Here is a 20054-nt window from a genome sequence, read left to right on the forward strand (position 1 = left end):
AGGGCCGGCCGATGGCCACCCCTGGTCGATCGCGAGGATCGGCCAACGCATCCAACAACACTTCGCTCGAAGCCAAATGGAGTATCGATCATGACCGATGAGCGCCCAGTCTGCGTTCCACGGGTGGCTGAACGTCCGACACACCATGCCCGCGGGCTGATCGCGGGAATCGTCGCGCTTGGGATGCCCTTGTGCGCCCTAGCCGACATCGCCTCGAATCAATTCGTCGAGGCCCGGAATGCCTCTGGAAATCCATTGATCGATCTGGGCGGCGAAACCTGGGGGGCGAGTTGGGGTGATCTGAATGGAGACGGCTTTCCGGATCTGTGGCTTGGCATGCACCAATACACGCCTAGCGCGCTCTTGCGTAGTAACGGCGCCCTGTCTTTCACCAATGTGATCGATACCTCCGTGATCAACGCCAGTGCTCATTATCGCGACGATACCCACGGTGCCTCCTGGGCGGATTTCGACAACGATGGCGACGACGATCTGCTCGAAGCCTGCGGTGGTGGCGCCGGCGAGGCGAGTGGTGAAACCCCAATCAGCGAGGAATGGCGTAACAACCTTTTCGTCAATAACGGCGGCGTCCTGAGCGAGCAAGGCCAGGTTTACGGCGTCGATTATCCCAGGGCACGGGGCCGCACGCCCTTGTGGCTGGATTATGAGAATGATGGCGAGTTGGATGTCGTCATTGGCGCCCTGCAATTGGCCGGACAATACCCATCCGCGCTCTTCCGCCAGAGCCCTGGGCTGTTCGAGGACGTCTCCACGCAGACGGGCTTCAACGCGGGCAGTTGCGAAAACCTCATGCTGTCGCCCGATGGTCCGGATGCGGCGACGGCCCTGATCTGCGGTAATACCTCGCAAATCGGCGCTATCTACGACATTACGAGCATTCCCTTCACCGATCTGCGTAACGCGATCGGTAACGATATCTACAGTGCTTACCCCTTTGATCTGTCGATCGCCGATTTCAACGGGGATCTGCGGCCCGATATCTTCGCCGTTCCGTCCCCGCCGAACGTGGCTGCGGCGGTCAGGCTGGAGCAGGGCGACCGGATTCAGTCCACGCTCCCGACGTCCAGCACCGAGCGCGGCTTCTCCTTCACGGCGACCGGCGATGTTCAGGTGAGCTTCGGCTGGGAAACCGAGACCGGCAATATCTCGCTGGGCGCCAATGGGGTCGCGCCCCCGAGCGGTTCCGATCCCGGTCTGACGCCGCCCAATGCCTGGCCGCATCGGGTGCAACTCACGCTCTCCACGAGCGACCCGAATCTGATCGGTCTGCCCGCCAGTCGGACCCAGGGAATCTACATCGGTTATCAGGACAGTCGCTGGCACATCCGGGTCGTGAATCTCGACCATAGTCTCAATGTGTCGGCGATCGCCAACGCCATCTCGGTCCCGCAGCCCTTCGGCTCGGTCGGCACGACCCAGGGCAATACCCTGGCCCCCATCCTGTTCGAGAACGAGAACGGCGTGCTCCGGCGCACGACCAACAGCGAGACCTTCCTGGATCCGGTTTCCATGATCCAGACCTACGGCCGTTCGGTCGTCTCCGGGGATTTCGACAACGACATGGATGTGGACGTCTATGTCGGCGCCACCGGGCCGGTGGCCAACGTGGCCAATCTACTGTTCGACAATCAGGGCAACGGAACCTTCCGGGTGGCGAGTGGCGCCGGTGGCGCGGCTGGAAGTCTGCTGGGCAAGACGGATGTCGTGACCAGCGTCGATTACAACCGCGATGGTTGTCTGGATCTCTTCGTCGCCCAGGGGGGCTACCCGGCACCCTTTGCCTACGCGGCAAACCATCAATTGTTTCGCAACCAGTGCAGCGGCAATCGCTGGATTCAGATCGACCTTGATGGATTGGTCTCGAACGCCAACGGCATCGGCGCCGTGCTGTACGCCAGTACCCCGGATGGCCAGATCCAGATGCGCGAGCAGGCGAACGGCACGCACAGAAACGCGCAGGACTTCCGTCGCATCCACTTTGGCTTGGGTTCCAATCAGCAGGTCGACATCGAGGTGCATTGGCCGAGCGGCGTGGTGGACCATTTCACCGGTCTGAGCACGAACCAGGTGGTCGAACTCACGGAGGGCGAGGGCGGCGCGTCTCCGAGCCATACCCTGGCCGTCAACGATGTCAGCGTCAACGAGGGGCCGACGGGTCAGCAGGCGGGGTTCACGGTAACCCTCTCGCCCGCGCCGGGCGCGGGTGAGTCGGTCAATGTCAACTACCAGACGGCCAACGGCGGCGCGCTAGCGGGCAGCGACTACACCACGACCTCGGGGACGCTGACCTTCCTGGCCGGGCAGACCACGAAAACGGTAACGGTGCCGATCCTGAACGACAGCACCCCGGAGAGCACGGAGACCTTCACCCTGGGGGTGAGCAGCACAGTCACCAATGCCGCGACCGGCACGGCCACCATCCTGGATGACGACAGTGGCGGTGGTGGCCCGGTCTGTGGTGCCCCGACCTACAGTGCGACCACGGATCGGGCGGCCTTCCTCTGGAACGACTGCGGCACCAACGTCTGGCATCTGCGCGTCACCGGCGGGGGTAACACGCTGTATCCGCGTCATCTGGGCAGTATCGAATCCAGCCAGGCGTTCGCGGCGGTGAGCGGCTTCTCGATCGAGGCCAACGACGTGCTCAACACCAGTCAGGCGAATCGGATTGCCTTTGATCTGGCGGTGGGTGGCACCTTCGAGGACGGCATCAACTTCACCCTGGCTTCGGGGGCGACTGCCTGCTTTGACCTGACCTCGCCAACCACGCTTCCGGTGTTCGCCGGGGCGACGCGCGAGCCGGTGAATGCGCAAGTAGGACTCCCTGACTTCGGGGCCTGCGCCGGGGGGGCGACCCATACCCTGGGTATCGCTAACCTCAGCCTGAACGAGGGACCGACGGGCCAGCAGGCGGAGTTCACGGTGAGTTTGTCACCGGCGCCGGCGAGCGGCACCTCGGTGTCCGTGGCCTACCAGACGGTCAACGGCAGTGCCGTAGCGGGCAGTGACTACACCGCGACCTCGGGGTCGCTGACCTTCCTGGCCGGTCAGACCACGGCGACGGTGACGGTGACGGTGCCGATCCTGAACGACACGATCGCCGAGGGCACGGAGAGCTTCACCCTGACGGCGAGCAGCCCGGTCAGCAACAGTGCGACCGGCACGGGAACCATCCTGGACGATGACGGCGGCAGCGGGCCGGCCTGTGGCGCACCGAGCTACAGCACCACCACGGATCGGGCGGCCTTCCTCTGGAACGACTGCGGCACCGACGTCTGGCACCTGCGTATCAGCGGTGGGAGCAATCCGCAATATCCGCGTCACCTGGGCAGCATCGAATCCAGCCAGGCGTTCGCGGCGGTGAGCGGCTTCTCGATCGAGGCCAACGACGTGCTCAACACCAGTCAGGCGAACCGGATTGCCTTTGATCTGGCGGTGGGCGGCACCTTCGAGGACGGCATCAACTTTACCCTGGCTTCGGGGGCGAGCGCCTGCTTTGACCTGACCTCGCCGACCACGCTTGCGGTGTTCGCCGGGGCGGATCGTCAGCCGGTGACTGCCCAGGTGGGGCTGCCTGGCTTTGGAGTCTGCACCGGGGGGGCGACCCATACCCTGGGTATCGCTAACCTCAGCCTGAACGAGGGACCGACGGGCCAGCAGGCGGAATTCACGGTGAGTTTGTCACCGGCGCCGGCGAGCGGCAGCTCGGTGTCCGTGGCCTACCAGACGGTCAACGGCAGTGCCGTGGTGGGCAGTGACTACACCGCGACCTCGGGGTCGCTGACCTTCCTGGCCGGTCAGACCACGGCGACGGTGACGGTGCCGATCCTGAACGACACGATCGCCGAGGGCACGGAGAGCTTCACCCTGACGGCGAGCAGCCCGGTCAGCAACAGCGCGACCGGCACGGGGACCATCCTGGACGATGACGGCGGCAGCGGGCCGGCCTGTGGCGCACCGAGCTACAGCACCACCACGGATCGGGCGGCCTTCCTCTGGAACGACTGCGGCACCGACGTCTGGCACCTGCGTATCAGCGGTGGGAGCAATCCGCAATATCCGCGTCACCTGGGCAGCATCGAATCCAGCCAGGCGTTCGCGGCGGTGAGCGGCTTCTCGATCGAGGCCAACGACGTGCTCAACACCAGTCAGGCGAACCGGATCGTCTTCGAGCTGGCGGTGGGCGGCACCTTCGAGGACGGCATCAACTTTACCCTGGCTTCGGGGGCGAGCGCCTGCTTTGACCTGACCTCGCCGACCACGCTTCCGGTGTTCGCCGGGGCGGATCGTCAGCCGGTGGATCGGACGGTGGGAATCCCCGGTTTCGGGGTCTGTACGCCTTGACGCGATACAGACTGGCTTGAGCCTGTCTCCACCGAGACAGGCCAGCCAGTGGTTTCGCATCGACGCTCGACCGAATATTGACCTAATGCCGGAGTTTCCTCGACATGCTCGATTCGCCGCGACACGCCATGCCAGCTCAATCGAACGAGCCGTTCTTCCTGATCGGCTCTCCCAGATCGGGAACCACCCTGCTGGTGCAGATCTTGAACCGACACTCGCGGTTGTTCATTCCGCCGGAGACCGACTTCTTTTATTACCTCAATCTCTATGGCTTCTTGAAGCGACCCTTCCGTGAGATCTGGGCGACGCGCTTTCTCGATCTGTATGTTGCCACCCGGTCGGCATCCATGCTGGGTTTATCCAGCATTCCAGGACTGAAGCCGCGTTTGCTGGAGAATGTTTCTAGCTACCAAGAGATGTTCGTCCGTCTGATGGTCATTCTCAACGAGCCCTCGGGCAAACCGCGTTGGGGCGAGAAGACCCCTCATCATCTGCATGCCGCCGACATGATCATGGCGTTGTTTCCCAATGCGCCCATGATCGCGATAGTGCGTGATGGGCGGGCCGTTACACGCAGTCGACTTCAGAAACAGAATTGGGAACAGAACCTTTTTGGCGCGGCGCTGATCTGGCGGAAGGACAGTCGGCGTTTGATGCGGCTGATGCGCGATCACGACGAGCGTATTCTCGTGATCCGATACGAGGATCTGGTTTCCAGCCCCAAGGTTGTCATTAGCCGGGTTTGCGCCTTCCTCGGCGAGGAGTTCCAGCCAGGGATGATGGATAGCGCGAATGAAGTCGAGACCAGGTTCGAGGCTTATTACAGACAATCATGGATGGCCAAATCCAAGGATGCGATCGACCCGAGTCGAACCGAGGCATGGCGCGCCACTTTTTCGGACAGGGAACTGTCCTTGATTCATCACGTACAGCAGGAGGATCTTCGTTACTGGGGCTATGAGGTGGAGGGCGAGGTTTCAGGCGGTGACTGGCGCTGGTTGCTGTTACGTGAACAACTCCGACATGGTTTGTACCGAGTGAAGCGCAGGCTGGCGATTTTCAGCAAGACGCATGCGATCGGTTTTTCCAGGAAATGCGCCTGAGGGTTGGGATATGCCGCGTGACATTCTTGCGCGCCGTGGTTTGTATTCCACGATGACGCCATGTCCAGGCAATGATTCCGTTCGTTTCTATTCGATAGCCGCATGGGGTGAAACATATGAGTGAGTGTAAAGGATGGCGGTGGCTCAAGCGTATTCAGGATGTGCTTGTTTGGGTGATCCTGATCGGCTGGGGGCTCTCCGGAACGGTCTTCGCTCAGGGACTCGACGCCTGTGGAGCCCCGAGTTACAACGTCTCGACCGACACGGGGCTTTATCTTTGGCAGGAGAACTGCGAAAGCGCCACCCGGACTTTCGCCGTGCGCGCCTTGGCTGGCGGCCAGGCGAGGGTCTTGACCTACGATGGTCGCATCGACGCGGATCAGGCCCTGCTGGGGGCGAGTCCGCTGTCCTTGGAGTCCAACGACCTGTTGGAACTGACTCAGGGGGCGCTTCAGCTCAATTATCGGATGACCGTCGGCAGCGGTTGGTATGACGGTTTCAATCTTGTCGCGCCCAGCGGGATGAATTCATGCTTTGGCGCCAATCTGCCGCCTGGCACCGAGATCAGGGTGGGTCCCGACGCCACGCCCATAGGCGCGCCGTTCAATCTGGAAACCTTCGAGCCCTGCCCGGTGGAGACGGCGCCGATCGTCTGTGGCGCGCCGACCTTGGACGGCGCGACCAACTCCGGACTCTATCTCTGGGAGGACAACTGCGGGGGAGGCGCCAGTCGGGCCTTTACCCTAAGGGCGTTGGCGGGCGGCCTTGCGACGATCCAGACCTACGCGGGAAGCCTGAACGCCGGTGCGCCGCTTCAGAGCGCGACGCGCGTTTCACTTGAGTCCAGCGATCTCCTGGAACTGGTCGAGGGAAACCAGCGGCTCAACTACCGGCTCAACGTCGGCAGCCCATGGTATGACGGTTTCAGCTTCGCGGCCCCGAGTGCAACGAGTCTGTGCTTTGGAACCGATTTGCCGGTGGGCACCCAGGTTCACGTGGGTCGCGAGGCAGTGCCGGTCAGCACCCCCTTCGACCTCTCGACCCTGGGAACCTGCGCGACGACTCCACCGCCGGTGGACGATCGGATGAACATTGTCGTCATCCTGACCGACGATCAGCGCTGGGACACCATGGATAGCACGCCCAATATCGAGGCCCTGGCCTCCCAGGGGGTTCGGTTCTCGAATGCCTTCGTCTCCTATCCAGTGTGCGAGCCGGTGCGTACCAGTATGTTGTCCGGTGGATTCCGGGCCTCCAATACTGGGGTGATCAGCAACAATATCAACATCGCGCCGTTCGCCAATTACAACGACCGCGACACGATCGCCGTGCGACTTCAGCAGGCCGGGTATCAAACGCTCTATGTCGGGAAGTACCTCTCTGGCTATCCCACCCGCAAGACCTATGTGCCGCCTGGCTGGACACGCTGGATGGCCAACAATCAAGGCTCTACCTTACCTTGGACCGGCTTTACGATCACCGATGGCAGTAGCGACGCGCAGTCGTCCGTCGGCCAGATCGTTGGGCCGATCTCGGAGTACGTCACGGATTTCCATCGCGATACGGTTCTGTCCTTCCTGGACGGCGTCGGCAGCGAGCCATTTTTCATCTTCTGGGCGGCTTACGCGCCGCATGCGCCCGCCACGCCGGCGGATGGAGACGAGACTCTCTTCTCCGATTTCGAGTATCGCGACCGTGCCTGGGGTGAAACCGACCTGAGCGACAAGCCTTCGTGGGTGAGGGATCCGAATCGCTTTCCAGACGCCAAGACGCCAGACGACGAGTTCCATCGCGACCAGTTGCGTTCCCTGCAGGCCCTGGACCGTGGAGTGGATGAGATCGTGGCGAAGGTCAGGGCCAAGGGCCTGGCCGACCGCACCGTCTTCTTGATCCTGTCGGACAATGGCTATCAGTGGGGAGAGCACGGTCTATCCGGCAAGGGCATCGGCTACGAGGAGTCGTTGCGGGTACCCTTCATCGCCTTTGGTCCGGGCATCGACAGCGGCGTGGAGAACGATCGCATGGTGCTCGCCGATCTCGATCTTGCTCCGACCATCATGGACATCGCCGGCGTCAGCGCTCTCGCGTCCGATGGGGCGAGTCTGCGTCCCTTGCTCACCGGTCAGAGCCCGACCTGGCGCGATCGTTTCCTGGTCGAGAGTTGGGGCAATGGCGCGTCCGGACCGCACTGCACCTGGGCGGCGTTGCGCACGGAACAATGGAAATACATTCTCCAGGCTAGTGGCGAGGAAGAGCTCTACGATCTCGCGAATGATCCCTATGAGGAGGAGAGCCGGCATCTCGATCCCTTGTTCGCGGATGTCAAGCAGACGCTGGCCAAGCAGCTAATCGCCGAGAAATCCGTGGCATTCAAGGTTCTGTGGCCAGCCGCTGGCCGGGTTGGCATTCCCTACTCACAGCCGCTCACGGCCTGGGGCGGTAGCGGCGACTACCGCTGGTTCCTCGAAAGCGGGCAACTCCCCGCGGGTCTGACGCTCAATCCCCAAACGGGTGTGATCAGTGGTACGCCGACTGTCGTGGGGACGAGCACCGCCATGATCCGGGTCGAGGACGGGACGATCGGCACCTATTCCGGGCTTCCTCGCTATCACAGGAATCAGTTCAGCTTCACGATTCGCTAGCCGCTCACCCGAGCGACCCTGGGGCCATTGGGCCGCGGTCGCTCGAATTCCCCAAGACTCTTTTTGCGAGGCCCGACCATTTTGGTCGGGCCTTTTTTATTGGTCATTTTTCATGCCAGGATAGCCCTCGGATTAGGCTTAACCCGAATCTTCCTTCATGACTGCGAAATATTTGAACATTAGATGCGGGATTTTTGAAAAACTTCATTTTTGAAAAAATACCTGATTAATTAGGTGCTTAAAATAAATGACCTCGCGCAATCGAGGCGGTATAAAGGGTTCCCACTTATAGGGTTCTCCCTTATCGTGACTCGCGAATCGGGGCTAAGCCCCACGAGCGGAAAACATGAACTCTTGGCTCTGATTTCGCCGATGTTCCAAGTTCGATGGTATCGGCCAATAAGCAATATCTACTTAGACACCAAAACTACTCGAAGCACCCCTCGATTTCCGTTTTCCTCGATCCGCTGAGTTCGCGCGGGGTCCATGCCGATATGGACCCGCTTACCGCGACGCGGCTCAAATCACTCAAGGACGACTCGCCAATGGCGGAGCATCCGCGACGCCGGATTACAACAACGATGTCAATCGGAGACATCTCAAATGACGCAACGATGTAAAACTCCCATCCTCGGCCGAGATTCCCGGCACGGGGCCAACCCTCGCCATCCCGCTGATCGGTGCTCTGGCGTCCAAGGCGCTGTGAAGACATGGCTCGGTGTTGGCCTGTTCGCCGTGGTCAATGGTCTCGTGATTCCAACGAGTCAGGCCGCCTACCCCTATCTCACGGACGCGGAGACGGGTGACCGCATCACCAGATCCTTATCATCGGACATCGACGACAAGCCCTGGCCGCGCCTCAGCACGGGGGATACCCAGGGTTATGGCACGGCCGAGCAGTTCTCCAAGTACGATGTCATTCACCTCAAGGCCTTCTCGTACAATTTCCTCCGCAACGTGCAGGCCATCGACTCCAAGGTCAAAGGGTTTCGCCTCTTCACTCCGTTTGACTATCAGGGCTGGCCTGAAACCAGCGCCTGTTATCAGGGGGCCGGCATCCCCTTCGGTGGAACCGGCGTTTCGACCCAGGGATGCAATGTCTACGCGGGGCATTGGCTCTACGCGCCAGGGACCACCCTGCGCGGCTCCATAACCGCCGGGGCGACCACGGTGACGGTGGCCGATGCCAGCCGCATCAATGCCGGCCGTTACGTGGTCATCTACGATGGGGGGGCGGGGGCGTTCAAAAATGCCGAGCATGCCCTGGTGCAATCGGTCAATCGCACGACCAACACGCTGACGTTGAGTGGTCGTGGATACAAGTCGAGCGCGATCTCTCATCCCGCGGGCGCGATCGTCGCCGAGCATGTGCTGGGCAATGGTCCGGCGCAGAACCCGCTCAACTGGGCCTACAACCTCAGCACCAGTAGCCCGCGCGACGGCAGCGGCAGGACACTGGGTGAAGTCATGGCGGCTTGGCTTGCCGCGAATTACGACAAGGATTATCTGGGTAAGGTCTCGGGCGCGAGAATCGATGGAATCCTGCTCGATTCGGATTTCTATTTCCTCGAACAGGCTGGCCATAACAAGCTCCCGGACGTGGATAACGACCTGGTTCTCGACAAGGGCATCGGCGATGACGGCACAAACCTCTGGGGGGAGGGAATGGAGCGTTTCTACACCCTGCTGCGCCAGCGGTTGCCGAACGTCGTCATCACCGGCGGGGTGACCGAGGCCCGCGGGTATGACTCCCTCAACGGCACGCAACTGGAGGGTTTTCCCAAGAGCGGCAACTTCACCAGCGCGGTGCCGGATTACCGGGATCTGGACGGTAAGCTGTCCATCTACAGCCAGAACATGCACCATCGCGGCATGGGCCCCAGGTACACGGAGCTGTCCAACAAGATGCCGACCCTGGCCTATCCGGACCAGGCCGACGTGCGACCCACCAGTAATGCCCCCTTCCGGTTCAGCTTCGGCCTCGCGCTCATGAACGACGGCTACTTCTCGCAAGAGAACTGGAACACGCGCGACGCCTGGTATGACGAGTACGCCGTGGACGTGACGCCCGGATCCTCGACCTTTGGCCAAGCCATCGCCAGGAATGCCCAGAATGAGTCCGCGATCCGGCGCCACAAGGGCTGGATGGGCTACCCGCTGGGGCCACGCTACCGGATCTATGACAACGCGGCCTTCGCGCCCGAGCGCAATCTGGTCACGGGAGGCAATTTCGATTCCACGCTGGGATCCTGGTCGGGACGCAACGTCTCGGTCACGCGCGATACCTCGGCGGGCGATTTCCTCGAAGGCACGGGGGCCTTGTATATCAGCCGGCAGCAGCAGTACTCCTCGTCCAAGGAAGGGGCCGAGGTCGTCGGTCCCTCGGTGCGTCTGACCGCCGGGCGGCAGTACACCCTGGCCTTCGCCGCCAAGGCGAGCGAGCCGCGCACGATCCAGGCCGCCGTGGGATGGCAATCGGTCCAGAAGATGGAAATCCCCGATGTCTGGGTACGCCGGGTGATGACGTTCCAGGCCACGGGCACCGGCAACTACAGCCTGCGCTTCGAGACCGGACGTGAAAACACCGAGGTCTGGATCGACTCGATCTACCTGTTCGAAGGCAATGCCAATGTGTTCCGGCGTGATTACGAGAACGCGGTCATCGTGGTGAACGCCACGCCCACCGCGCGGACCGTTGCTCTGGGAGAGACACTCCAGCGCATCCGCGGTGCCGGCCAGGACGCCATCAACAATGGGGCTAGAATCAATCAAGTCACCATCGCTCCCTATGACGCGGCCATTCTGGTAAGACCCTAAGGCCGGCTCGCCTGGCATCGGCCCTCGCCGATGCCAGGCGGCTCCGCCGGTCGACCCGCCGAGATCGCCCCGTCAGGCCCCGTGGCGGATGTCCGATCGGCATCGTCGTTCGCGATTCCCGTCCCCTTCGCTCGCACGGGCTTCATCCAGTCCCCGTCGACTTGCCATGGACAGGCGTCATCCCCAGTTGAGTAAAACACCGGCTGCCATCATGGTTTGGCGGGTGCTATCTTGATTTGTGTATCCGTGCTCGATAGGGACCGTCACATTCGCTTCTTGGGAGGGAGGAGGTTCGGAGTCGTCGCATGATTTCTCCTTTTTGGAAACAGAGAAAAACGATGAAGCGAAGCAACTTTTTGTTCATCCTGTCGATGATCGCCTTCCTGTGGTCCCTTGGCGTTCAGGGAGCCGAATCCTATCGGCTGGGAGTGAACGACGTCGTGCGAATCAGCGTCTATGGACATCCGGAACTGGATGTCGTCGCCCAGATCGCGGCGGACGGAAGTATCCGGTTTCCCGCCGTGGGGGAACTGTCGATCGCCGGCTTGACGCCTCGCGAGGCCGAGCGAAGATTGGCGGAGAGTCTGGTGCGGAAGGAAATCGTCAAGGATCCGCAAGTCAGCCTCGTGATCGACAAGTATCAGAGCCAGATGGTCACCATGCTGGGGCAGGTCGCCAATCCCGGTGTCTATGTGATGACCCGTGACAGCACCTTGATGGACCTTGTTTCGCAGGCCGGCGGCCTAAAGGAGGATGCCGGCGATACGGCCGTTCTGACACGCAAGGCCGGTGGATCCGAAAGTCGGGTCGTGGTCGATCTGTTGGCGCTCATGGAGGGTCGATCCGCGACACCAGAGCCGAAAGTGGCCGACGGCGACAGGATCTTCATACCCAGGATGGAGCTTTTTTATGTGTATGGCGAGGTCAACCGTCCAGGCGCCTATCGTCTCGCGCCAGGGATGACGGTCATGCAGGCGTTGTCCGTCGCCGGTGGATTGACCGACAAGGGCACCGATCGTGGCCTGAAGATCAGGCGCAAGACCAGCCATGGCGTCGAGCAGCAATTGCCGGCGGAGCTGACCCATTCGATCGAACCCAGTGATGTCATTCAAGTGAAAGAGAGTCTTTTCTGATTTCCCATCAAACGGCCACCTGATATGAGAAGCCACGAGAGTATTCTGGCGAAGGATGCGCTTGAGGCGCAAATGAAGGAAGGTCAATCCGCTGGATCCCTGACCGAATCGAGCCATGTCGATCAGTACCCGGTCGATGTCGCCGGCGGTTTTTCCAGGATGCGGCTGGGCGAAATACTGGTGGCCATGGGCTTGCTTAAGAGCCGTGACAGAGACCTGGCCCTGGAGCGGCAGTCCAAGCGCGGTTTGTTATTCGGCGAAACCTGCCGGCGTCTGAAAATGATCAGCGCGTCCGATCTGAACCAGGCGCTGGCTCTTCAATTCGGAAATCTTAATCCGCTCACGCCATCCGTTCGTTTTGGCGCGGATCTCGTGACGGTTTCCCATCCGAATGGAACCTATGCCGATACCGTGCGAGCCCTGAGCGCCCGGCTGATGTCGAGATGTCTCGCGGAGGGGCGCAAGGTTCTGGGGGTCGCCAGTGCCGAGGCCGGGGATGGGAGAAGCCATATCGCCGCGAACCTCGCGGTCTGTCTCGCCCAAGCCGGCTGGAAGACGCTGCTCGTCGACGCGGATTTGCGCAACCCCAAGCAGCACCAGACCTTTGGCGTCTCCCAGCATCCCGGTCTCAGTCGGCTCTTGTGCGGCTTCACTCCCGAGGACGTCGTGCGTCAGGTTCCCTACTTCAAGAATTTCTCACTCATCACGGCCGGTCCCTTACCGCCCAATCCATCGGATTTGCTCGGTCGCGGCGAGCTATCGGCCTTGATCGAAAAAGCCAAGGGCTACTACGACATCGTGCTTCTGGACACGCCCCCCGCGGCCCGCTTCCCCGACGCCGAAATGATCGCCTCGGCCGTCGACACCGTCCTGGTGATCGTGCGCAAGAATCGGACGCGACTCAGTAAGACCAGGGATTTCGCCGAAGTACTGTCCGAGAATGGCGTACATATCATCGGGACGCTCGTGAATACCTAGAATCCGCGATCCCGCTCATCGTTCCGGCCATCTGGCGTCGAACGCCCTTGGGATCGCCGCTTCGCCATCCAGCCGCGTGGCATCCAGCGCCATTCTTGACCGTCGACATCGGACGCCATGGCTGGGGTTTACCGGCCAAGCAGTCGTACCCTTGATGCCCTTCGCCCTTGAAGTCCATTCGGTCAGGGAGTATAGTTCCAGTGCTTAAGGAGGAGGCGGATCTAGAAAGTACCTATATCGCCATCCATAAGGCCCCGTTTCGGGGTTTTTTTATCGCTCGCGAAATGGCGCCTACTGGCTGTCACTGGCGCTCGGGCAGGGTTAGAAGTTGGGCCGATGGCCCAATTTTCGTTTCTACGGGGTGGAAATCATGCAGCCGGCCGACAGCCATCTCACGCTTCTGGCGCGCCGGGTCGTCGAGCCCATGGGCTTCGAACTGGTCGCCGTCGAGTTCTTTCAGCGGGGCGGGAGCGGGGCCACGCTGCGGGTTTACATCGATCAGCCGGAGCGCGGAATCACCCTGGACGATTGCACGGCGGTGAGTCACCAGTTGAGCGGTGTTCTGGATGTCGAGGATCCGCTGCCAGGTCACTACGACCTGGAAGTTTCCTCTCCGGGTCTGGATCGCCCGCTGGTCTTCCCCGAGCACTTCGAGCGCTTCGCGGGTTGTCGCGCGAGGATTCGACTGGCCGACAAGCTGGAAGGCCGGCGCAAGCTGGAAGGCGTGCTGATCGGATTCGAGAGTGACCGGATCAAGCTGCGGGCGGAGGATCGCGACTGGGAAATCCCCCTGACGAGCGTGGAGTCGGCCCGTCTGGTGCCTGAACTCTGAGCGGGGCGCGCCACCAAAGGGTTATGAATTTGGATGTTCCGGGTCGTAAAGTTCTAAGTTGGATATTGGTGGAATGAGCAAAGAGATCCTATTGGTCGTTGAGGCCGTTTCCAACGAGAAAGACGTCCCCGAAGGCGTGATCTTCGAGGCGATCGAGGCCGCTCTGGCCTCGGCCACCCGCAAGAAGCATGGCGGCGATATCGAGGCTCGCGTGACGATCGACCGCAAGACTGGGGATTATCGCACCTTTCGGCGCTGGGAGATCGTGCCGGACCCGGAGCAGGGCGTGCTGGAGGCCCCGTCGCGCCAGATCACGCAGTCCGCGGCGGAGTATCTGGAGCCGGAACTCAAGGTCGGCGATTTCATCGAGGAAGAGATCGACTCGGAGCTGTTCGGTCGCATCGCCGCCCAGACCGCCAAGCAGGTCATCGTTCAGAAGGTTCGGGACGCCGAGCGGGCCAAGATCGTCGACGCCTTCTCCGAGCGCAAGGGTCAGTTGGTCACCGGAATCGTCAAGAAGGCCGAGCGCGGCACCATCCTGCTGGACCTGGGCAACAATGCCGAGGCGCTGATACCCCGCGACCAGGTGATTCCACGCGAATCGGTTCGGGCGGGAGACCGCATGCGCGGCTATCTTTACGATGTGCGCTCGGAGCAGAAGGGGCCGCAGTTGTTCGTCAGCCGCACGGCGCCTGAGTTGCTGATCGAGCTCTTCAAGCTGGAAGTCCCGGAGGTCGGCGAGGGGTTGATCCAGATCCTCGGCGCGGCCCGCGATCCGGGCTCGCGGGCGAAGATCGCGGTGCGCACCTCCGATCCCCGGATCGACCCGGTCGGCGCCTGTGTCGGCATGCGCGGCTCGCGCGTTCAGGCGGTATCCAACGAACTCAACGGCGAGCGGGTAGATATCATCCTCTGGGACGAGAATCCCGCTCAGTTCGTCATCAATGCCATGTCCCCCGCGGACGTCGTCTCGATCGTCATCGACGAGGAGTCGCGCAGCATGGACGTGGCCGTGAAGGAAGAGAACCTGGCTCAGGCCATCGGTCGTTTCGGTCAGAATGTTCGGCTCGCCACCCAGCTCAGCGGCTGGGAGCTAAACGTCATGAACGAGCAGGACGCCGCGACCAAGAGCGAGCAGGAGGCGAAGCGCTTCGCGCGGACCTTCGTGGAGCAGTTGGCGATCGATGAGACTCTGGCGACCCTGCTGGTCGAGGAGGGCTTTTCGACCGTCGATGAAGTAGCCTACGTCCCGCTCGCCGAGATGCAGGCGATCGACGAGCTCGATGACGAGACGATCGACATGTTGCGCGAGCGCGCCAAGGATATTCTCCTCACGCGCGCGATCGCCACGGAAGAAGACGTCGATGACGAGGTCGAGACGAGTCTGCTGTCGTTGGAGGAGATGGACGCCGCTCTCGCCGATACGCTCGCCCAGCGAGGTGTCGTTACCCTGGAGGATCTCGCCGAGCAGTCGGTCGATGAACTCATGGAAATCGAGGGTATGGACGAGGAGCGGGCCGCCCGCTTGATCATGAAGGCGCGCGAGCCCTGGTTCGCGAACGCCCAAGAGGAATAGAGGTACAAAAGTCAGTCCATGAGTGAAGTCACGGTCAAGCAACTCGCCTCCACGGTCGGCATTCCGGTCGAGCGACTCCTAACCCAATTGAACGAGGCTGGCATCAGCGCCAGTGGCGCGGATGCCACCTTGACGGAACAGGAGAAGCTCCAACTGCTCGGTTATCTGCGTCGCAGCCACGGCAAGGAAGAAGACGAGAGCGCTGCGGCGCCCAGTCAGGTCACGCTCAAGCGCAAATCGGTCAGCGAACTGCGTCAGCCGACGGCGGCTCCACGTACCAGCACGACCGGGGTCAGACCCCCCCCACCGCCGCGCGGCAGCAAGACCGTGAGCGTCGAGGTTCGGCGCAAGCGCACCTACGTCAAGCGTGCCGACGAGCCCGCTACCGGCGCGCCTGCGGCGGCACCCACCACCACGGCTCCGCGCCGCTCCTCGAACGAACCGCGTAATCGTCCCTCGCGCGAGCGCTCCAGCCCAAGTGGCTCGGTGTTCGACGAGTCAAGACGGCGCACCGAGCTTCAGGGCTTGCGCGCCGAGCAGGAAGCGCGTCGTCTCGCCGAGGTCGAGGAGCAGGATCGTCTGGCCCGCGAGGCCGAGGTGCGTCGACGCGAGGCCGAGGAGGCCCGGCGTCTCGCCGAGATCGCCGCCGCCGACGCGCGCCATCAGGCCGAGATGGAGGCCGCGGCCCGCAAGCCGCCAGAACCCGAGGTTGTCGCGCAGGTCGACGAGAAGGAGACCGAGGAAACCAGCCGTCGCGCCGATGCCGCCAAGCCGAAGAAGGCGGTCAAGAAGGCACCCGAGCCAGTCGAAAAAGAGCGTGCCGCCAAGAAAGTCGTGCGCAAGGAACCCGTGCGGGTGCGTGAAATCGAAGTCGCCGCCCGCAGCGATTACGAGGAAGTCGACGGCGCGGGCGGCGGTCGTGGACCGCGTCGCCGGAAGAAGGCGCCCAAGCCTCAGCTTCAGGACAAGCATGTCTTCCAGCGCCCCACGTCTCCCGTGGTTCGCGAGGTCTCGATTCCGGATAGCCTCTCGGTCGCCGAACTCGCCAACCGCATGTCGGTCAAGGGCTCCGAGGTGATCAAGGCGCTCTTCAAGCAGGGCATGATGGTCACCATCAACCAGCAGCTCGACCGCGAAACCGCCATGATCGTGGTCGAGGTGCTCGGTCATAAGGCCATCCTCGCCGACGAGCGGGATGCCGAGGGCACCCTAATCGACGAGGTTCAGGAGCAGGAAGGCCAGTTCACGCCCATGCCGCGTCCGCCCGTCGTGACCATCATGGGTCACGTCGATCACGGCAAGACCTCGCTGCTCGACTATATCCGCAGTACCCGCGTCGCCTCGGGCGAGGCGGGCGGCATCACCCAGCACATCGGCGCCTATCACGTCGAAACCGAAAAAGGCACGGTCTCCTTCCTGGATACCCCCGGACACGCGGCTTTCTCCGCCATGCGCGCCCGTGGGGCCAAGGTCACGGATATCGTTGTCCTAGTGGTGGCGGCCGACGATGGCGTCATGCCGCAGACCGCCGAGGCGATCCAGCATGCGCGCGCCGCCGGGGTGCCGCTGATCGTCGCCGTCAATAAGATGGACAAGCCCGACGCCAATCCGGACAAGGTGATGCAGGAGCTCACCCAGTACCAGGTGCTGACCGAGGAGTGGGGTGGCGACACCATGCTGGTCAAGGTCTCCGCCAAGACCGGCGTTGGTATCGACGAACTGCTCGACGCGATTCTGCTCCAGGCCGAGGTGCTCGAACTCACGGCGCCTCGGGATGGACCCGCGCGCGGCGCCATCGTCGAGTCCAGTCTCGACAAGGGACGGGGTCCGGTCGCGACCGTGCTGGTCCAGGCTGGCACCCTGCGGCGCGGCGACATCATCGTCAGTGGCGGCGAGTATGGCCGTGTGCGCGCCATGTTCGACGAGTCGGGCGCGCCGGTCGAGTCCGCCGGTCCGTCGATCCCGGTTCAGGTTCTGGGTCTGTCCGGAACCCCGAACGCGGGTGACGATGTCATGACCGTGACCGACGAGCGGCGTGCCCGCGAGGTCGCCGAGTTCCGCTCCGCGCGTTCGCGTCAGAGCCGCTTCGACGAGCAGCGCGGCGTGAGCCTCGATCAGCTCTTCCTGCAGCTCAAGGACGGCGAGCAGAAAGCGGTCAACCTCATCATCAAGGCCGACGTGCAGGGCAGTCTCGAAGCCCTCAAGGACAGCCTGCTGAAACTCACCAACGATGAGGTGAGGGTCGCGATCGTCGCCTCCGGCGTGGGCGGGATCACCGAGTCCGACGCCAACCTGGCTGTGACCTCCAACGCCATCCTGCTCGGCTTCAATGTCCGGGCCGACGCCGCTGCGCGGCGGGTGGTGGAGGAGAAGGGTCTCGATCTGCGCTACTACAGCATCATCTACGAGCTGATCGACGAGGTGAAGCAGGCGATCTCCGGGCTACTGAGCCCCATCGTGACCGAGGAGATCATCGGTCTGGCCCAGGTGCGCGATGTCTTCCGTTCATCCAAGTTCGGCGCCATCGCCGGCTGCATGGTGGTCGAGGGTGTCATCCGTCGCAACAGCCCCATCCGCGTGCTGCGCAACAATGTCGTCATCTACGAGGGGGCGCTGGAATCCCTGCGTCGCTTCAAGGACGACCTCGGCGAAGTCAAGCACGGCATGGAGTGTGGCATCGGCGTCAAGAATTACAATGACGTACAGCCGGGCGACCAGATCGAAGTCTTCGAGCGTACCGAGCGGGCGCGCGTACTGTGAGCGAGCGTGAATTCGCCCGCACCGAGCGTATCGGTGCCGAGATGCAGCGGGTTCTGTCGGTCCTGGTGCGCGACCAGGTCAAGGATCCGCGGCTGGCGAACATCACGGTGCATGAGGTCCGGGTGACCAGGGATCTGGCGCATGCCAAGGTCTATTTCACCTGTTTCCCAGAGGCGGAGAATCCCAAGGAGCAGGAGCGTCTGCTCAATGGCCGTCTCGCCGGCTTTCTGCGTCACGCGCTCGCGCAAGAGGTGCGTCTGCGCACCGTTCCAATCCTGCATTTCATTCACGATGAGTCGATCGGCTACGGCGAGCGCTTGTCCTCGTTGATCGACGCGGCGGTTGGAACCGCGAACAGCGATGATTCGCCCCGCGCGGAGCGGGAGCACTGACACCATGTTACGTCGTCGCAATCCGGGACGCCCGGTGACCGGGATCCTACTGCTGGACAAACCGCTTGGCCTCACCTCGAATGATGCCTTGCAGCGGGTCAAACGCTACTATCGCGCCGCCAAGGCGGGACATACGGGCAGTCTCGACCCCTTGGCGACGGGGCTTCTGCCCTGCTGTCTGGGCGATTCGACCAAGTTTTCCGCCTTTCTGCTGGATGCCGATAAGCGCTATCGGGTTCGGGTCAGGCTCGGCGTGACCACCACCACGGCGGATGCCGAGGGCGAGGTGGTGGAGACGGTTCCGGTCGAGGGCATCACCGAGGAGCGCGTCAGACAGGTTCTGCTCCAGTTTCTCGGTGGCATCGATCAGTTGCCGCCCATGTATTCCGCCGTGAAGCATCAGGGGCAGCGCCTTTACAAACTGGCGCGACAGGGCATCGAGGTCGAGCGTCAGCCACGCCGGATCCAGATCCATGCCCTGGATTTGCTCGATTGCGCTCCGCCCGAGATCGAACTGGACGTCCATTGCTCCAAGGGAACCTATGTCCGTACCCTGGCGGAGGACATTGGACGCGAACTGGGCTGTGGTGGGCATGTGAGTGCGCTGCGGCGCACCGGCGTCGGTCCCTATGACGAGACGGCGATGCCCTTCGTGTCGATCGAGCAGGTCGCCGCCCTGGCCGAGGAAGAGACCCCGGCTGGCCTGGATGCCCTGCTCCTCCCGCTGGATACGGCGTTGGGACATTGGCCATCCGTGCGTCTGTCGGCCGATGCCGCCTTCTATCTCCAGCAGGGACAGGCCGTCCTGGTTCCCCAGGCGCCCACCGAAGGGCTGGTGCGTCTCTACGACCAGTCGTCCCGGTTCCTGGGTGTCGGGGAAATCCTCGACGATGGGAAGGTGCAGCCCAAGCGTCTGATCTAGCCGCCCCTGGTGGTGGTTCGGGCCGATCCGCGAGGCACTCGGAAATTCACTGATTTTTTCACCGATCCTATTCCCTGAAGTCATTGTCGGGGATGGCCATGGCGGTAGCGACCGCCGGGCAAGGGTCGTTCTCTCGTCCCAACCTATTGAGGAGATAACCAATGACAATGACTGCGGCGGACAAGAAAAAGGTCGTCGATGAATACGCGCGTGGCGAGCGTGACACCGGATCGCCCGAGGTCCAGGTGGCGCTGCTGACGGCGCGGATTCTGGATCTGACCGATCATTTCAAGGAGCACAAGCACGACCATCACTCGCGCCGCGGCCTGGTGCGCATGGTCAATTCCCGGCGCAAGCTGCTCGACTATCTCAAGCGCAAGGATCTGGATCGCTATCGCGCCCTGATCGCGCGTCTGGGTCTGCGTCGCTGACAGGCGACGCACCCCCGGCGGACGAGCGGCCCTCCGGTGCCCGTTCGTCCGCCAGCTCCCGCGACCGGTCGGTCGCCGGAGTCGACGGCACAGGCTGTCACTC

12 protein-coding genes are annotated in these 20054 nt (G+C 62.4%); all 12 read left to right on the forward strand.

Annotated features, from left to right (window positions below; genetic code table 11):
• Positions 1-90: 90 nt before the first annotated feature.
• The 12 genes from CKO27_RS07680 (at position 91) to rpsO (ending at position 19951) form a co-directional block, all read left to right on the forward strand.
• On the forward strand, positions 91-4365 hold the full coding sequence (locus tag CKO27_RS07680) for a Calx-beta domain-containing protein (protein WP_200374292.1): 4275 nt from the start codon (positions 91-93) through the stop codon (positions 4363-4365).
• Between the two features lie 104 nt (positions 4366-4469).
• On the forward strand, positions 4470-5468 hold the full coding sequence (locus CKO27_RS07685) for a sulfotransferase family protein (protein ID WP_200374293.1): 999 nt from the start codon (positions 4470-4472) through the stop codon (positions 5466-5468).
• 116 nt (positions 5469-5584) lie between these two features.
• Complete coding sequence (locus CKO27_RS07690) at positions 5585-8110, forward strand: alkaline phosphatase family protein (RefSeq protein ID WP_200374294.1); 2526 nt, start codon at positions 5585-5587, stop codon at positions 8108-8110.
• 702 nt (positions 8111-8812) lie between these two features.
• Complete coding sequence (locus tag CKO27_RS25160) at positions 8813-10927, forward strand: carbohydrate binding domain-containing protein (protein WP_200374295.1); 2115 nt, start codon at positions 8813-8815, stop codon at positions 10925-10927.
• 338 nt (positions 10928-11265) lie between these two features.
• Entirely contained in the window at positions 11266-12060 is a 795-nt protein-coding gene (locus tag CKO27_RS07700) for an SLBB domain-containing protein (RefSeq protein ID WP_200374296.1), read from the forward strand.
• A gap of 72 nt (positions 12061-12132) precedes the next feature.
• Positions 12133-13038, forward strand: coding sequence for a polysaccharide biosynthesis tyrosine autokinase (locus tag CKO27_RS07705; protein ID WP_200374297.1), 906 nt, complete (start codon positions 12133-12135; stop codon positions 13036-13038).
• A 370-nt stretch (positions 13039-13408) separates the two neighbouring features.
• Positions 13409-13870: a ribosome maturation factor RimP gene (locus CKO27_RS07710; protein WP_200374298.1), complete on the forward strand. Its 462-nt coding sequence runs from the start codon at positions 13409-13411 to the stop codon at positions 13868-13870.
• Positions 13871-13943: 73 nt separating this feature from the next.
• Positions 13944-15446 (forward strand): transcription termination factor NusA, encoded by a 1503-nt coding sequence (gene nusA / locus CKO27_RS07715; RefSeq protein WP_200374299.1) that lies wholly within the window; start codon positions 13944-13946, stop codon positions 15444-15446.
• Between the two features lie 18 nt (positions 15447-15464).
• A complete protein-coding gene (gene infB / locus CKO27_RS07720) occupies positions 15465-18206 on the forward strand; it encodes a translation initiation factor IF-2 (RefSeq protein WP_200374300.1) in 2742 nt (913 codons plus the stop codon).
• Positions 18203-18598: a 30S ribosome-binding factor RbfA gene (rbfA, locus tag CKO27_RS07725; protein ID WP_200374301.1), complete on the forward strand. Its 396-nt coding sequence runs from the start codon at positions 18203-18205 to the stop codon at positions 18596-18598. The genes infB and rbfA overlap by 4 nt, the downstream gene beginning before the upstream one ends.
• A gap of 4 nt (positions 18599-18602) precedes the next feature.
• Positions 18603-19520 (forward strand): tRNA pseudouridine(55) synthase TruB, encoded by a 918-nt coding sequence (gene truB, locus CKO27_RS07730; protein WP_200374302.1) that lies wholly within the window; start codon positions 18603-18605, stop codon positions 19518-19520.
• Between the two features lie 161 nt (positions 19521-19681).
• A complete protein-coding gene (gene rpsO / locus CKO27_RS07735) occupies positions 19682-19951 on the forward strand; it encodes a 30S ribosomal protein S15 (RefSeq protein ID WP_200374303.1) in 270 nt (89 codons plus the stop codon).
• The last annotated feature ends 103 nt before the right edge of the window (positions 19952-20054 follow it).

Origin of the sequence: Thiocystis violacea, from assembly GCF_016583575.1 — a bacterium.
Lineage (GTDB): Bacteria > Pseudomonadota > Gammaproteobacteria > Chromatiales > Chromatiaceae > Thiocystis > Thiocystis violacea.

Coding starts and splice junctions, on each gene's coding strand:
- nusA (WP_200374299.1), top strand. CDS start 13,944: ATGAGCAAAGAGATCCTATTGGTCGTTGAGGCCGTTTCCAACGAGAAA.
- CKO27_RS07705 (WP_200374297.1), top strand. CDS start 12,133: ATGAAGGAAGGTCAATCCGCTGGATCCCTGACCGAATCGAGCCATGTC.
- CKO27_RS07690 (WP_200374294.1), top strand. CDS start 5,585: ATGAGTGAGTGTAAAGGATGGCGGTGGCTCAAGCGTATTCAGGATGTG.
- CKO27_RS07680 (WP_200374292.1), top strand. CDS start 91: ATGACCGATGAGCGCCCAGTCTGCGTTCCACGGGTGGCTGAACGTCCG.
- CKO27_RS07700 (WP_200374296.1), top strand. CDS start 11,266: ATGAAGCGAAGCAACTTTTTGTTCATCCTGTCGATGATCGCCTTCCTG.
- CKO27_RS07710 (WP_200374298.1), top strand. CDS start 13,409: ATGCAGCCGGCCGACAGCCATCTCACGCTTCTGGCGCGCCGGGTCGTC.
- truB (WP_200374302.1), top strand. CDS start 18,603: ATGTTACGTCGTCGCAATCCGGGACGCCCGGTGACCGGGATCCTACTG.
- infB (WP_200374300.1), top strand. CDS start 15,465: ATGAGTGAAGTCACGGTCAAGCAACTCGCCTCCACGGTCGGCATTCCG.
- CKO27_RS07685 (WP_200374293.1), top strand. CDS start 4,470: ATGCTCGATTCGCCGCGACACGCCATGCCAGCTCAATCGAACGAGCCG.
- rpsO (WP_200374303.1), top strand. CDS start 19,682: ATGACAATGACTGCGGCGGACAAGAAAAAGGTCGTCGATGAATACGCG.